Genomic DNA, 14,426 nt, shown 5'->3' with positions numbered 1-14,426 from the left:
CCTGCCCGAAACCGCCCCGCAGACCCCCGAGCCGGGGTCAAGGGGGCTCGGCAGAGAACCCGGCAGCCGTTCGGGAACCACCGCGAGCGTCCGAAGGCCGGTCATCCCGGGAATGGCTCATTGATCAGCGCATCCCTAGGGTGTGCCCGCGTGGCCGAGACCACGAGGAGGAACCCGATGACGAGCCCTGGCACCGACCCGGTGGTGCTGCCGGTGACGCCGTCGTTCGCGCTGACCGGCAGGCGTGCACTCGTCACCGGCGCGGGCCGCGGCATCGGCCGGGCGGCCGCCGCGGCGCTGGCCGCGGCCGGCGCGCACGTCGTGCTCGGCGGCAGGACGGCGACCACGCTCGACGCCACGCGCGACGCGATCGCCGCGGCGGGTGGTTCGGCGGAGACGCTCGTCCTGGACATCCAGGACACCGCGGCCTGCCGGGAGCGGCTCGACGCCCTGCCGGCCTGCGACGTGCTCGTCAACAGCGCGGGCTCCAACCGTCCGGCGGAGTTCCTGCGGGTGACCGAGGACGACTTCGACGCGGTCGTCGACCTCAACCTGCGCGCCGCGTTCTTCGTCTCGCAGTACGTCGCCGGCCGGCTCGTCGCCGAGTCGAGGCCGGGCTCGATCATCCAGGTCTCGTCGCAGATGGGCCACGTCGGCGGCGCCAGGCGCACCGTCTACTGCGCGACGAAGTGGGCGCTCGAGGGCCTCACGAAGGCCATGGCGATCGACCTCGCCCCGTACGGCGTCCGCGTGAACACGATCGCCCCCACGTTCATCGAGACGCCGCTGACGCGACCGTTCTTCGAGGACGAGGCCTTCCGCGCCGACGTGCTCTCCCGGATCAAACTCGGCCGGCTCGGCGAGCTCGAGGACCTGATGGGCGCGGTGGTGTTCCTCGCGGGCGACGCCTCGACGCTCATGACCGGCTCGTCGATGGTCATCGACGGCGGATGGACCGCCGACTGACGGCAAGCGCAGTGACGAAGGAGTCCCCATGCTCGACGCGTTGGACCGACAGGCCAGGCTGACCCGTAACCAGGCACGGCTGATCTTCCTCGCGACCTTCGCGGTGTGCCTGGAGTTCCTCGACATCTTCCTGATCGCGTTCATCCTCACCTTCGTGTCCCAGCCGTGGTCGCTGACGCTCGGCATGTCGTCGGTGATCCTGCTGTCGTCCGGCGTCGGCACGATCTTCGGCGCGATCTTCTTCGGACACCTGGCCGACAGGATCGGCCGGCGCCGCGTCTTCCTGATGACGATCGGCACGTTCACCATCGGGACGGCCGCGCTCGTCTTCACGCCGGAGAGCGCCGACGTCGGCTGGATCTACCTGACGTTCTTCCGCGTGCTCATCGGCTTCGGCGCCGGCGGCCTGTACGTCGTCGACCTCCCGCTCGTGCAGGAGTTCATGCCGATCGCCAAGCGGGGACGGGTCACCGGGTTCGTCACCGCCGCGGTGCCGCTGGGGTTCCTGGTCGGCTCGCTGCTGACCTGGCTCGTCGCCCCGCTGGTGGGGTGGCGCGGCGTGCTCGTGATCTGCGTCGCGATGAGCCTGGTGGTCTTCGCGATGCGGTGGTGGATCCCCGAGTCACCGCGCTGGCTGCTGCGCCGCGGCGAGGTCGACAAGGCGCGCGCGTCCGTCGCGTGGGCGCTGCGCGTCGACCCGGAGCAGCTGCCGGACGGCGCTCCCGAGCTGTCCGACGAGGCGCGTGCGACGCCGCGGATCTCGTCGCTCCTCAGGTACCCGCGCAGCCTCGTCGTCTCGTGCGTGAGCAACCTCGGGACGCAGACGGGCTACTACGGCCTGACGCTGTGGACCCCGACGCTGCTCGTCCAGGTGCTCCACCTGCGGCCGGAGCAGTCGGGCTTCCTCATGGTGTTCGTGACGCTCGGCGCGCTCGCCGGCCGCCTCTCCCTGGCGTGGCTGTCGGAACGGCTCGGCCGCAAGGGGACCGGCGCGCTGTGCGGCGCCGCGGCGGCCGTCGTGCTCGTGTTCGCGGCGTTCTCCGGCGACCTGCTGCTCGGTGGTCTCTCGGTCTTCTTCCTGCTGATGATCGTCGCGTACTTCTTCGGCGAGGGCGGGTTCGCCATCGTCGGTCCGTACTCGGCCGAGGTCTGGCCGGGCGCGCTGCGCACCACCGGCATGGGGTTCGCGTACGGGCTGGGCGGGATCGGCAAGGTGATCGGACCGCTCGGGCTCGCGCTGATCCTCGGGTCGACCAACGTCGTCAAGCCGGAGGCGTCGACACAGGACCTGCTGCCGGCGTTCTGCTACTTCGGCGCCTGGTACCTGCTGTCGGCGGTCATGTTCGTCACGCTCGGCTTCGAGACCAAGGGCAGGAGCCTGGAGCGGCTCGAACGCGAGATCGAGTCGCAGCGCGGGGGAGTCGCCGACCCGGTGCGCTGAGCCGCACGTTCGGCATACTGGCCGCATGCCAGGGCTCAGCGTGGGCGAGATCGCCGCGCGGGTCGGCCGCAACCTGATGGAGCAGGTGACCGACGGTGGCGTGGCCGCGCGCCGCGTCACCGGGGTCGTGCTGGACGAACCGGGCGGCCGGTCGGCGGCGGGATGCCTCGTCGTCGCGGCCGGACGCGCCGGAGCCGACGTCCACGAGCTGCTGCACGACGTCGACTCGCGGTCGGCCGCCGGCGTGGTCCTGCCTCCCGTCGAGATCGGTGACGACGTCGCCGCGCTGGCGGTGAAGCTCGAGATCGCGGTCTGGCGGCGCGCGCCCGACGCGGACTGGCTGACCGTCGTCGACGCCGTGCGGCAGCTCGTGTCCGGCGCCCGCGACGTCGACCAGGGTGACCTCGGCAGCGTTCCGCCCGGCGACCTGCCGCGCCTCGCCGACGCGTTCGCGGACATGCTCGGCGGACCCGTCATCATCGAGGACGCCAGGTTCGAGGTGCTCGGCTACTCGACGTTCACCGGCACCGTCGACCACGGTCGCGACGCCGCGATCCTCGGCCGCCGCATGCCGCTGGAGTGGCTCGGCCACCTCGAGGCGGTGGGCGCGCTCGACACCCTGCTCACGTCCGGCGACGTCGTCGACCTGTCCGACGGCCCGTGGCAGGCGCGCCGCCGGCTGCTGTGCGCGATCAGGGAGGAGGGGCAGCTGCTGGGCATCCTCTGGGTCGCCGAGGCCGCCGCGCCGCTGCCCGCCGACGTCGCGACGAGGATCGGGGACGCGGCGCGGATCGCGAGCCCGCACCTGCGTCGGCACCAGGAGAGCCAGCTCGCGGAACGGTCGGGGCGGGCGCGGTCGCTGCGCATGATGCTGCTCGACGGCGAGGCGCCGACGAGCTCGCTGGTGGAGGAGCTCGAGCTGGTGCCCGCGACGGCGTACGTCGTGCTCGCCGTCCGTCCGGCGGACGGCGCGATGTCCGACCCCGCGCCCCGCGGCCGCCTCGTCGACTGCATCGCGCTGTACTGCCAGGCGTACCGGTGGCGGGCGGCGACCACGTCGATCGGCGGCACGGCGTACTGCCTCGTCGCGCTGTCGGACGGCCAGGCCGCCGAGCCTGTCGACTCGCTCGCCGAGGGCCTGCTGCGCAACAGCGGCCGCGTGCTCGGTCGCGCGGTCCACGTCGCGGTCAGTGAGCAGAACGCCCGGCTGGAGGCGGTCGTCGACCTGCGCGCGCAGGCCGAGCGTGTGCTGCACGCCCTCGAGCGCCGCGCGCCGGGCGAGGCCCGGGTGCTGACGACGCAGGCCGCCGCGCCGCAGCTCGTCCTCGACCGCCTCGTCGCCGCGGTGCGCGAGCGTGACGCGGGTGAGCGCTTCGACAAGATCGACGTGCTGCGGGCGTACGACGAGGCGCACGCGACGACGTACACCCGGACGCTCGCCGCGTACCTCGAGGCCCACGGCAACGTCTCCCGCGCCGCCGGCGAGCTCGGCCTGCACCGCACCACCCTGCGCTACCGCCTGCGCCGCGTCGGTGAGCTAGCTGGCATCGACCTCGACGACCCCGACGAACGCCTCCTCTGCGCGTTGCTGCTGCGCTCCCTCGCTCCAGGCGAATGACTGCCTCGGCGGGGGACCCGTGAGGGGGACCTCACCGTGCCGGGTCGCCCGTGAGGGTGCCGTTCACCGTGCGGGGTCGCCCGTGAGGGGCACCCTCACCGTGCCGGGACACGGTGAGGGTGCCGTCCACGGGTTCCCTGACGCGGTGAGAGTGCCCCTCACGGGTTCCGGCTGCTGCGTCAGGCGTAGGCGTCCGGGGCCCAGGGCAGGGGGGCGCCGGCGTACTTCGCGGCGCGGACGTCGCCCGAACGGGCGTGGCCCTCGAACAGCTCGACGCGGCTCGCGCGGCCGCAGAGCTCGCCGAGTGCGGCGCTCACCTCGCGGTCGCGGACCTCCTGGTAGGTCACGGTCTTCAGGTACTTGCCGACCCAGAGGCCGCCGGTGTAGCGCGCGGCCTTGCGCGTCGGGAGCACGTGGTTGGTGCCGATCACCTTGTCGCCGTACGAGACGCATGTGCCCTCGCCGAGGAACAGGGCGCCGTAGTTGCGCATGCGCTCCAGCGCCTCGCGCGGGTTCTCGGTGAGGATCTGCACGTGCTCGCTCGCGATGACGTCGGCGACCTCGTACGCCTCGGCGAGGTCGTCGACGACGATCACCTGCCCGTGGTCGCGCCAGGCCGCGCCGGCGAGGTCGCGGGTCGGCATGCCGGGCAGCAGCACGTCGATGTGCGCCATCACCGTGCGGGCGCTCGCCTCGGACGTCGTGACGAGGATCGCGGGGGAGTCGGGGCCGTGCTCGGCCTGGCTCAGCAGGTCGACGGCGACGACGAACGGGTCGGCGTGCTCGTCGGCGACGACCAGGATCTCGGTCGGACCGGCGAGCAGGTCGATGCCGACCTCGCCGTACAGCTGGCGCTTGGCCTCGGCGACGTACGCGTTGCCCGGTCCGGCGAGGATGTCGACGCGGCCGATGGTCTCGGTGCCGAGCGCGAGCGCCGCCACCGCCTGCACACCGCCGAGCAGGTAGATCTGGTCCGCGCCCGCGAGATGCATGGCCGCGACCGTCGCGGGCGGTACCTCGCCACGGATGGGCGGCGTGCACGCGGTGACCCGCTCGACGCCCGCGACCTTGGCGGTCACGACGGTCATGTGCGCCGACGCGACGAGCGGGTACCGGCCGCCGGGCACGTACGCGCCGGCCGCGGCCACCGGGATCGAGCGCTGGCCGAGGAACACACCGGGCTGCGTCTCGACCTCGACGTCGCGCAGGGCATCGCGCTGGTGCTGCGCGAACGTCCGCACGTTCGCCTGGACGGTCCTGATGTCGTCGAGTACCTGGTCGGGCACGCCGGCGACGATGCGCTCGATGTCGGCCGCGTCGAGGAGGAAGCGCTCGGGCGACCAGCCGTCGAACTTCTCCGAGTACGCGCGGACGGCCTCGTCGCCGCGGGCGCGGATGTCGGCGATGACCGAGGCGACGGTCTCGCTGACGGAGGCGGACACCGACGCGGCCGCCTCCGCCGACTGGCCGCTCTTGAGGACGGTGGGCATGGGCACTCCTCGACGCGTGGGGGTTCTCGTCGCGTCAGACGCTCGCCCGCATACGTATGCATGTCAAGCGTCCGCTCTGCTACGGTCGGCGCCGTCCGTCCGCCGTCATGCGTATGCGGGAGGCCGTCGCCGAATGCCGGTCACCAGTCACGACGTCGCCCGCCTCGCCGGGGTGTCGCAGCCGACCGTCTCGCGGGCGCTGCGCGACCAGCGTGGCGTCTCGGAGGCCACCCGGCACACGGTGCGCGAGGCGGCCCGTGCGCTCGGCTACGTCCCGAGCCAGGCGGGACGCGCCCTGTCGACGCGCAGCGCGGGACGGGTCGGGATCGTCAGCGCGGAGCTCGGCAACCCGTTCTACCCGGCCCTCATCGGCCCGCTCAGCGACGGCCTCGCGGCCGCGGGGTACCGCACGATCCTCGTCACCGACCGCGGTGACGCCCCGGTGGAGCTCGAACCGCTCGTCGACGGCTCGCTCGACGGCGTCGTCCTCACGACCGCGGAACGTACGAGTGCGCTGCCCGTCGAGCTACATCGCCGCGGCCTGCCGTACGTCCTGGTCAACCGCGTCGTCGACGGCGTCGACGCCGACAGCTGCGTCGTCGACAACCGTGCCGGTGCCGCGTCCGTCGCCGACCTGCTCGCCGAGCTCGGCCACCGCCACGTCGGCGCCGTCCTCGGGCCTGACGCGACGAGCACCGGACACGAGCGGGAGTGGGGCTTCCGCGACCGTCTCGGCGACCTCGGCGTGGCCCTGCCTGGACGCCTGGTGCGGCGGGTCGCGTTCGATGCCGACGAGGGGCGTCGCGCCCTGACCTCACTGCTGGCCGAGCGGCCGCGGCCCACCGCGGTCTTCTGCGGCAACGACGTCATCGCGTTCGGCGTCCGCAACGCGGCGAGGGCCGCGGGCGTGCGCATCCCCGCGGACCTGACGGTGGTGGGCTTCGACGACATCCCGATGGCGAGCTGGGAGGTCTTCGACCTGACCACCGTCCGCACCGACCTGGCCGCGATGGCACGGCACGCCGTCGACCTGCTCGTCGAGCGCATGGCTTCCCCCCGGCGACCGGATCGCCGACCAGCCCGCCGGGAGGTGCTCACCCCGGAACTCGTCCGCCGCGGCACCCACGCCCCGCCCCCCTGATCACCCAGTGAACATGGACGGGTTCGGGCGCCGCGGTCAGGAGTCCGGCGCGGTCGGCGTGCGGTAGCGGTAGCGGTGGTGGGTGCGGAAGCCGAGCGCGTCGTAGAGCGCCTTCGCCTCGGTGTTGTCGGTCTGCACCTGGAGGTACGCCCGCGTCGCGCCGTGCGCGCCGCCCCAGCGGAGCAGGGCCGCGGTGACGGCGGTGCCGAGCCCGCGGCGACGGGCGGTCGGCGCGACCTCGATGGCAGACAGGCCGAGCCACTCGCCGGTGACCACGCCCCGGCCGATGGCAGCCGGCTCGTCGCCGGCCTGGGCGAAGCCGACGGTGGCACCGCCGGTGAGGACGCGGCGCCCGGTCTCGGTGACCTCGCCCCTGGCCGTGTACCTCGCGAGCCAGGCCGCCGACGGCGCGTCGTGCACGTCGACGCCGTCACCCTCCGTCCGCAGCCGCGCCGAGACGTCGTCGACGTCCGCGGTCTGGACGAGCACCGCGGGCGACGTGACCCAGCCGCGGACGGCGAACGCGTCGTCCTCCGCCGACGGGGACACGACCGCCGCGCGGGCGGGCAGGTCGCGGTCGGCGTACCAGGCGCGCACGCGGCGGACGGCTTCGTCGAACGGGACCCCGGGGTCGCCAAGGGCGAGCGCCGAGTTGGCCCGGCCGGTGAACCCGCCGGCCGCGCGGAGCAGCCACTGGCCGAGCGGCTCGGTCTCGACTGCCGGCCAGCCGGCGGCGGTGACCCGTTCGAGGGTCGCGGCGCGGGGCGGCGCCGGACGGGAGGCGACGAGGTGACCGGCGATCAGGTCGCGGCGCGCCAGCTCGTGGTCGGTGTCGTCGCGGTCGCGGACGACGAGGTGGTCGTCGGTCCATTCCCTGAGATCGCCGACCACGTCGGTGGCGGAACCGCTCGGCGTGCGCCGCCGGACGGTCACGCGGCGCCCGACGTCGTCAGCGGCGATACGCACCACGTGCCTGCCGCCTGTCTCCTTCATTCGCCGCCTGTCCCGTCCGTTCGGCCACCTGGGAGATAGGCTCGGATCCTGTCAACGTACCCACGGCGCTGACGCCTGGGTGAACAGGGTGAGAAGCCGGCGCGCCGCAGCGCCGGACGAGGAGGATCGCAGTGACGTACATCATCGCGCAGCCCTGCGTCGACGTCCTCGACCTGGCTTGCGTCGACGAGTGTCCCGTGGACTGCATCTACGAGGGCAAGCGGATGCTCTACATCCACCCCGACGAGTGTGTTGACTGTGGCGCCTGTGAGCCGGTGTGTCCCGTCGAGGCGATCTACTACGAGGACGACACCCCGGAGCAGTGGGCCGAGTACTACAAGGTCAACGTCGACTACTTCGACGACATCGGCTCGCCCGGTGGCGCGTCCAAGGTCGGCAAGATCGACAAGGACCACCCGATCGTCGCCGCGCTCCCGCCGCAGGCCAAAGACGAGTGACGGGAGGGCTGCGGGGGCACGTCTCCGGACGGCTGCCCACCTTTCCGTGGGATCGGCTGCTCCCGTACAAACGGACCGCACTCGCGCACGCCGACGGCATCGTCGACCTGTCCATCGGCACGCCGGTCGACCCCGTCCCCGACGTGATACGCCGGGCGCTGTCGGCGGCGTCCGACTCGCCCGGCTATCCCACGGTGCACGGCTCGGCAGAGCTGCGCGCGTCCATCGCGGGCTGGCTGGGCCGGCGGCTCGGCGTCGCGGTCGAGGACGAGACGGCGGTGCTCCCGACGATCGGCTCCAAGGAGCTCGTCGGGAGCCTGCTGGCGCAGCTCGGCCTCGGCGCCGGCGACACCGTCGTCGTGCCCGAGTTGGCGTACCCGACGTATGACGTCGGCGCGCGCCTGGTCGGCGCCGACGTCGTCGCCACCGACGGCCTGACGTCGCTCGGGCCGCGGCGGGTGGGGCTGGTCTGGCTGAACTCGCCCGGCAATCCGCACGGCCGCGTGCTCCCCGCCGAGCACCTGGCCAAGGTCGTCGCGTGGTGCCGCGAGCGCGGCGTGCTGCTGGCGAGCGACGAGTGCTACGCCGAGCTCGGCTGGGACACCGCGCCGGTCTCGATCCTCCACCCGTCGGTGTCGGGCGGCTCGCACGAGGGTCTGCTCGCGGTGCACTCGCTGTCGAAGCGGTCCAACCTCGCGGGCTACCGCGCCGGCTTCGTCGCCGGCGACCCCGCGGTGGTGCGCGAGCTGCTCGAGGTGCGCAGGCACGCGGGCCTGATGGTGCCCGGCCCCGTGCAGGCCGCGATGCGGGCGGCGCTCGACGACGACGACCACGTCGAGCGGCAGCGGGCGCTCTACGCCGCGCGTCGGCAGCGCCTGCATGCCGCGTTCACCGGTGCCGGCTTCCGGGTCGACCACTCCGAGGCCGGCCTGTACCTCTGGGTGACCCGCGACGAGGACTGCTGGCAGACCCTCGGCCGGCTCGCCGAGCGCGGCATCCTCGTGGCGCCCGGCGAGTTCTACGGCGCCACCGGCACGAGCCACGTCCGGGTCGCCCTCACCGCCACCGACGAGCGCGTCGAGGCCGCCTGCACCCGCCTCGCCGCCTGACCGGTCAGGTGGCCGTCGGGGTCGGCTTCGGCAGCAGGCGCACCGAGACCTGACCCCGCGGGTCGTCGGCCGTGGCATCGCGCCAGGTGTGGTCCTCGTCGTTCGCCCGCCACTGCTTGCCGACGCTGCGGACGCTGCCGAGGCCGAGCGTGTTCGCCCGCGCCATCAGCCAGTACGACATGGCGAGCGTGCGCCGGCTCGGCGCGGACCCGTCGAGCCTGACCACGAAGCCGCCGTCGGTGGCGCTGACGGCCGACACCTGGCGCCGACCCCAGTCGTGGCGTAGGGCCGCGCGCGCCGCGCCGACGCCTGTCGTCGCCGGGCTCGGCCGGAGCAGGCAGCTGAAGCCCGCGCTGCCGGCGCGGCCGGTGAGCGCGGTGGTGAGGAGGGTCGCCTTGGGCTCGTGGTCGGCGTACGCACGCGGGTAGGCGCTGCGCTGCACCCGTTGCGCCGCCTCGTGGAGCGGCATCTCCTGCCAGCCGTCGACCTTCTCCAGCGCCGCGAAGAAGCGCTTCGTGGCGTAGGCCGGGTCCTGGATCTGCTCCTCCGTGCCCCAGCCCTGGGACGGCCGCTGCTGGAAGACGCCGAGCGAGTCGCGGTCGCCGTAGTCGAGGTTGCGCAGCTTCGACTCCTGTTCGGCGGTCGCCAGGGCGATCGTCACCGCGCGGTGCCCGAGGCCACGCCTGATCGCGACGGCGACGATGGTCGTCGCGATCGCCGCCTGCTCGGGGTCGAGGCTGATCTCGCCGTCCTCCGTGCGCGCGACGCAGACCTCGGGTGCCAGCGCTCGCTCGACCGGATCGTTCTCACACGCCACGGCCAGGCCGCCGACGACCAGCGCGGCAGCGGCGGCCGCCACCGCACGACGAGACGGGCGCACGGACCCGCGTCCGTGCGCCGTGCGTTCCTGGTCGGCGTCTCTCACTGCTGGTCAGGATACGGAGGCGAGGGAGCCGGGTGGGTCGTCGGCGTGGGGCACTAGGGTCAGAAGACATGAGCACAAGTGCGAAGGAGCGAGGAGGCGGTCGCGTATGAGCACAACGCCGATCTCCGCCGCCATCGACGACATCTGGGACGCGCGTGCGTCCCTCGACCCCGCCGACCCCGGCACGCGCAAGGTGGTCGTCGACGCCGTCGACCAGCTCGACGCGGGCACCGCGCGGGTCGCGTGGGTCGACGAGCACAGCGACGACGTGGTCGTCGACGAACGCGCGAAGCGGGCGATCCTGCTGTCGTTCCGCGTGCTCGACATGGTCGAGTCGGGCGCCGGAGACTTCCGCTACCACGACCGCGTGCCGGTCAAGGAGCGCCTCGGCGGCGCCCGCGTCGTGCCGGGCGCCGTGGTGCGCTGGGGCTCCTACCTCGCCCCCGGCGTCGTGGTGATGCCGAGCTTCGTCAACATCGGCGGATACGTCGACGAGGGGTCGATGGTCGACACCTGGGCGACCGTCGGCTCCTGTGCCCAGATCGGCAGGAACGTCCACCTCTCCGGTGGTGTCGGCATCGGCGGCGTACTCGAACCACCCAACGCCGTCCCCGTCGTCGTCGAGGACGACGCGTTCGTCGGCTCGCGCGGCATCGTCGTCGACGGCGCGCGGGTGCGCAGGGGTGCCAAGCTCGGCGCCGGCTGCGTGCTCACCAAGACCACGCGGGTGTACGACGCGGAGACCGGCGACGAGCTGCCGCGCGGCGAGGTGCCGGCCTGGTCGGTCGTCGTGCCGTCGTCGCGGGTGCGCAGCTTCCCCGGCGGCGACTTCGGCATGCCCTGCTTGCTGGTGCTCAAGCGGCTGCCCGAGGGCGGCGCGCACGACAAGCTGCAGCTGAACGAGATCCTCCGCGACCACGGGGTGGCCGACTGATGGCCAACGAGTGGCCCCACGTCGACACCGTCTACAAGGCCGGGGAGCGCGAGTCGCTGGAGGCGTTCCTCGACGACTACCGCGCCGTGATCGTTCGCAAGGCGACCGGGCTCTCCGACGCGGACGCGGGCCGTCGCCTGCTGCCGACCGAGACGACGCCCGGCGGACTCGTCAAGCATCTACGCTGGGTCGAGCAGAACTGGTTCCAGGCGGTCCTCGCGCAGACTCCCGCGGACGAGCTGCCGACACCGCCGTGGACCGATGACGATCCGGACGCCGACTTCCGGCTCGAGGCCGGTGAGTCGCTGGACGACGAGATCGGCGCGTACCAGCGGCAGTGCGTGCGGTCGCAGGAGACCGCGGCGAGGTTCGCGCTCGACGACACCGCGCCGCACCGGCGGCGCGGGGAGGTGTCGCTGCGGTGGATCTACCTGCACATGATCGAGGAGACCGCACGCCACGCGGGCCACCTCGACATCCTGCGCGAGCTGATCGACGGAACGGTGGGCGACTGATGACAGTGTTGCCCGCCGTCCTCCTCCGCTCCGCTCCTCGCTCACTTACTCAAGGCAGCGAGGTTGCTGTCTCCGTGCTCGCTGCGATGCTCACTTCGGAGAACGGCTCATGACAGTGTTGCCCGCGCTCGACCTGTCCCTGGACGCCGCCGGCCTCACCGCACAGCTCGTCGACGTCGAGTCGGTGAGCGGCGACGAGGCGCACATCGCCGACCTCGTCGAGGCCGCGTTGCGCGAGTTGCCGCACCTGCGGGTCGAGCGCGACGGCAACGTGGTGCTGGCGTCCACCGACCTCGGTCGCGACGAGCGTGTCGTGCTCGCCGGACACCTCGACACCGTGCCGGTCAAGCACAACCTGCCGTCGAAGGTCGTCGATGGACGCCTGTACGGGCGCGGCAGCTGCGACATGAAGGGCGGGGTCGCCGTCCAGCTGCGTGCCGCCGCCGAGGTGCCCGACCCGGTGCGCGACGTCACCTACCTCTTCTACGACTGCGAGGAGGTCGAGAACGAGCGCAACGGCCTCACCAGGATCTCGCGCACCCGCCCGGACTGGCTCGCCGGCGACTTCGCGGTGCTGCTCGAACCTACCGACGCGACGGTCGAGGGCGGCTGCCAGGGGAACATGCGGATCGAGGTGACGGTCACCGGCGCCGCCGCGCACAGTGCGCGGTCGTGGATGGGGACCAACGCGATCCACGGCGCGCACGACGTGCTCACCCGGCTGGTGTCGTACACCCCGCGTCGGGTCGAGATCGACGGCCTCACCTACCGCGAAGGCCTCAACGCCGTCGGCGTACGGGGCGGGATCGCCGGCAACGTCGTCCCCGACGAGTGCGTGGTCACGGTCAACTACCGGTTCGCGCCGAGCCGGTCGGAGGCCGAGGCGGAGGCGCACCTGCGCGAGGTGTTCGACGGTCTCGACGTGCGCGTCATCGACTCCGCGCCCGGCGCCCTGCCCGGGCTGAGTCACCCGGCCGCGGCCGCGTTCGTGGAGGCCATCGGGGTGGCCCCGCGACCGAAGTTCGGCTGGACCGACGTCGCGCGGTTCTCCGGCCTCGGCGTGCCCGCCGTCAACTACGGTCCCGGCGACCCGAACCTCGCCCACACCGACGACGAGTACGCGCCCGTCGCGTCCATCCTCGAGTGTGAGGCGAAGCTGCGGCTCTGGCTCACCACGCCCTGACCGCCCTTCCACCCGGCGGGTGCGCGCGCGAGACTGGGCGCATGGCAACAATCGCATTCCTGCTCGACAGCAACTTCGAGGACTCCGAGTTTCGGCAGCCGTACGACGCGGTACGCGGCGCTGGGCACGACGTCGTGGTGATCGGCCTGGAGAAGGGCAAGGAGGCCGCCGGCAAGAAGGGGACGGAGACCTTCACCGTCGAGGCCGGGCCCGAGGCCGCGAACGCCGACGACTTCGACGGCGTGGTGATCCCCGGCGGGTACGCGCCCGACCACCTGCGTACCGACGAGACGCTCGTCGGCTTCGTCAGGGACCTGGCCGCCGCGGGCAAGCCCGTCGCCGCCATCTGCCACGCGGGCTGGGTGCTCGCCGAGGCCGACGTGGTGCGGGGCAGGCGGGTGACGTCCGTGCGCAACATCAGGACCGACCTCGTCAACGCCGGCGCCGACTGGGTCGACGAGGAGGTCGTCGAGGACGGCAGCCTGATCACGTCGCGTACGCCCGCGGACCTGCCCGCGTTCAACGCGGCCATCCTGCGCCGACTCGGCGCCTGAACGGCCTGCTCACCCGTTACCGTGGGTGACATGTCCGAAGACGACGGCGCCGCGAAGGTGCCCGAATGGCACCGCGGCCCCGCCGTGCTGCGGCGACGCCACGTGCCGAAGGAGACCCTCGACCAGCACCTGCTCGACCAGCGCGACCCCGGCGTGTGGAAGCACACCGACCCGTGGCGCGTGCTGCGCATCCAGTCGGAGTTCGTCGAGGGGTTCGACACCCTCGCCGAGCTCGGTCCCGCGGTGAGCGTGTTCGGCAGCGCGCGGACGGCTCCCGACGATCCCGAGTACGCGCTCGCCGAGCAGATCGGCGGCCGCCTCGCCGACGCGGGCTACGCCGTGATCACCGGCGGCGGTCCCGGCACGATGGAGGCGGCCAACAAGGGCTGCAGCCTGGCCGGAGGTACGTCCGTCGGCCTCGGCATCGAGCTGCCGTTCGAGCAGGGCCTCAACTCCTGGGTCGACCTCGGCATCGAGTTCCGTTACTTCTTCGCCCGCAAGACGATGTTCGTGAAGTACGCCGAGGCGTTCGTGGTGCTGCCGGGTGGCTTCGGCACGCTCGACGAGCTGTTCGAGGCGGTCACGCTCGTGCAGACGCAGAAGGTCACGTCGTTCCCGATCATCCTCGTCGACCGGCCGTACTGGCAGGGGCTGCTCGACTGGCTCGACAAGTCGGTGCTGACCGGGGGCAAGATCTCCCCGCAGGACATCGGCCTCTTCGACGTCGCCGACTCACCTGACGAGGTCGTCGAGATCCTCGAGGCCCGCGGCTCGTCCGACGACAGGCCCCCACCGGTCGACCCCGCCTAGCGCCACGTCCACCACCGGCATCGCCCCTGGGCGATTGATCACGTTCAGTTGGTGAACACGCACCGAACATGGCGCATGCGCCGTGGGAAGGACGGCTCGACCCACTGAACATGATCATTCGCGCGGGGGGCACCCACCGGTCGACCCTGCCTAGGAGAGTCCTGAACAATGAGGTCTTGCCGGGGTGTTGGTGACGCGCCGAGCTTCTCAAGGGCGGTCGTTGCCGCGAGTCACAACCGTGGTTGGACGACGAGCTTGCCCGGCGCGTCGACGGTCATTGTCGTGGTGG

14 protein-coding genes are annotated in these 14,426 nt (G+C 72.6%); 11 read left to right on the top strand and 3 right to left on the bottom strand.

The genetic code is table 11. From position 1 onward, the window contains the following. Nucleotides 1-177: 177 nt before the first annotated feature. From GEV10_28955 to GEV10_28945, 3 genes are read left to right on the top strand one after another with little or no spacing between them, the layout of a single operon-like run. Nucleotides 178-966, top strand: coding sequence for an SDR family oxidoreductase (locus GEV10_28955; protein ID MQA82444.1), 789 nt, complete (start codon nt 178-180; stop codon nt 964-966). A gap of 28 nt (nt 967-994) precedes the next feature. After that, nucleotides 995-2,407: an MFS transporter gene (locus tag GEV10_28950; GenBank protein ID MQA82443.1), complete on the top strand. Its 1,413-nt coding sequence runs from the start codon at nt 995-997 to the stop codon at nt 2,405-2,407. A 25-nt stretch (nt 2,408-2,432) separates the two neighbouring features. Further along, the gene (locus tag GEV10_28945) at nt 2,433-4,025 is read left to right on the top strand and encodes a hypothetical protein (GenBank protein MQA82442.1); all 1,593 of its coding nucleotides are present in this window, start codon (nt 2,433-2,435) and stop codon (nt 4,023-4,025) included. Nucleotides 4,026-4,204: 179 nt separating this feature from the next. Here GEV10_28945 and hisD read toward each other — a convergent pair whose 3' ends face one another. After that, nucleotides 4,205-5,515 (bottom strand): histidinol dehydrogenase, encoded by a 1,311-nt coding sequence (hisD, locus tag GEV10_28940; protein ID MQA82441.1) that lies wholly within the window; start codon nt 5,513-5,515, stop codon nt 4,205-4,207. A 133-nt stretch (nt 5,516-5,648) separates the two neighbouring features. Between hisD and GEV10_28935 the strand changes: the two genes are divergently transcribed. Beyond that, the gene (locus GEV10_28935) at nt 5,649-6,656 is read left to right on the top strand and encodes a LacI family DNA-binding transcriptional regulator (GenBank protein MQA82440.1); all 1,008 of its coding nucleotides are present in this window, start codon (nt 5,649-5,651) and stop codon (nt 6,654-6,656) included. A 36-nt stretch (nt 6,657-6,692) separates the two neighbouring features. Here GEV10_28935 and GEV10_28930 read toward each other — a convergent pair whose 3' ends face one another. Further along, nucleotides 6,693-7,649, bottom strand: coding sequence for a GNAT family N-acetyltransferase (locus tag GEV10_28930; protein ID MQA82439.1), 957 nt, complete (start codon nt 7,647-7,649; stop codon nt 6,693-6,695). Nucleotides 7,650-7,780: 131 nt separating this feature from the next. On the opposite strand from GEV10_28930, the gene GEV10_28925 reads away from it, so the two are divergent. Next, complete coding sequence (locus tag GEV10_28925) at nt 7,781-8,107, top strand: ferredoxin (GenBank protein MQA82438.1); 327 nt, start codon at nt 7,781-7,783, stop codon at nt 8,105-8,107. Between the two features lie 8 nt (nt 8,108-8,115). After that, entirely contained in the window at nt 8,116-9,216 is a 1,101-nt protein-coding gene (gene dapC / locus GEV10_28920) for a succinyldiaminopimelate transaminase (GenBank protein ID MQA82437.1), read from the top strand. Between the two features lie 4 nt (nt 9,217-9,220). Here dapC and GEV10_28915 read toward each other — a convergent pair whose 3' ends face one another. Then, on the bottom strand, nt 9,221-10,141 hold the full coding sequence (locus GEV10_28915) for a hypothetical protein (GenBank protein MQA82436.1): 921 nt from the start codon (nt 10,139-10,141) through the stop codon (nt 9,221-9,223). 106 nt (nt 10,142-10,247) lie between these two features. On the opposite strand from GEV10_28915, the gene GEV10_28910 reads away from it, so the two are divergent. The 5 genes from GEV10_28910 (at nt 10,248) to GEV10_28890 (ending at nt 14,137) form a co-directional block, all read left to right on the top strand. Beyond that, the gene (locus GEV10_28910) at nt 10,248-11,075 is read left to right on the top strand and encodes a 2,3,4,5-tetrahydropyridine-2,6-dicarboxylate N-succinyltransferase (protein MQA82435.1); all 828 of its coding nucleotides are present in this window, start codon (nt 10,248-10,250) and stop codon (nt 11,073-11,075) included. After that, nucleotides 11,075-11,590 (top strand): DUF664 domain-containing protein, encoded by a 516-nt coding sequence (locus GEV10_28905; GenBank protein ID MQA82434.1) that lies wholly within the window; start codon nt 11,075-11,077, stop codon nt 11,588-11,590. Before GEV10_28910 ends, GEV10_28905 begins: the two co-directional genes overlap by 1 nt. Before the next feature lie 109 nt (nt 11,591-11,699). Then, the gene (locus GEV10_28900) at nt 11,700-12,773 is read left to right on the top strand and encodes a succinyl-diaminopimelate desuccinylase (GenBank protein MQA82433.1); all 1,074 of its coding nucleotides are present in this window, start codon (nt 11,700-11,702) and stop codon (nt 12,771-12,773) included. Between the two features lie 41 nt (nt 12,774-12,814). Beyond that, a complete protein-coding gene (locus tag GEV10_28895) occupies nt 12,815-13,327 on the top strand; it encodes a DJ-1/PfpI/YhbO family deglycase/protease (protein ID MQA82432.1) in 513 nt (170 codons plus the stop codon). A gap of 30 nt (nt 13,328-13,357) precedes the next feature. After that, nucleotides 13,358-14,137, top strand: coding sequence for a TIGR00730 family Rossman fold protein (locus tag GEV10_28890; protein MQA82431.1), 780 nt, complete (start codon nt 13,358-13,360; stop codon nt 14,135-14,137). Nucleotides 14,138-14,426 lie beyond the last annotated feature (289 nt).

It is taken from the genome of Streptosporangiales bacterium (assembly GCA_009379955.1).
GTDB lineage: Bacteria > Actinomycetota > Actinomycetes > Streptosporangiales > WHST01 > WHST01.
This window is presented reverse-complemented; position numbering and strand designations above follow the sequence as displayed.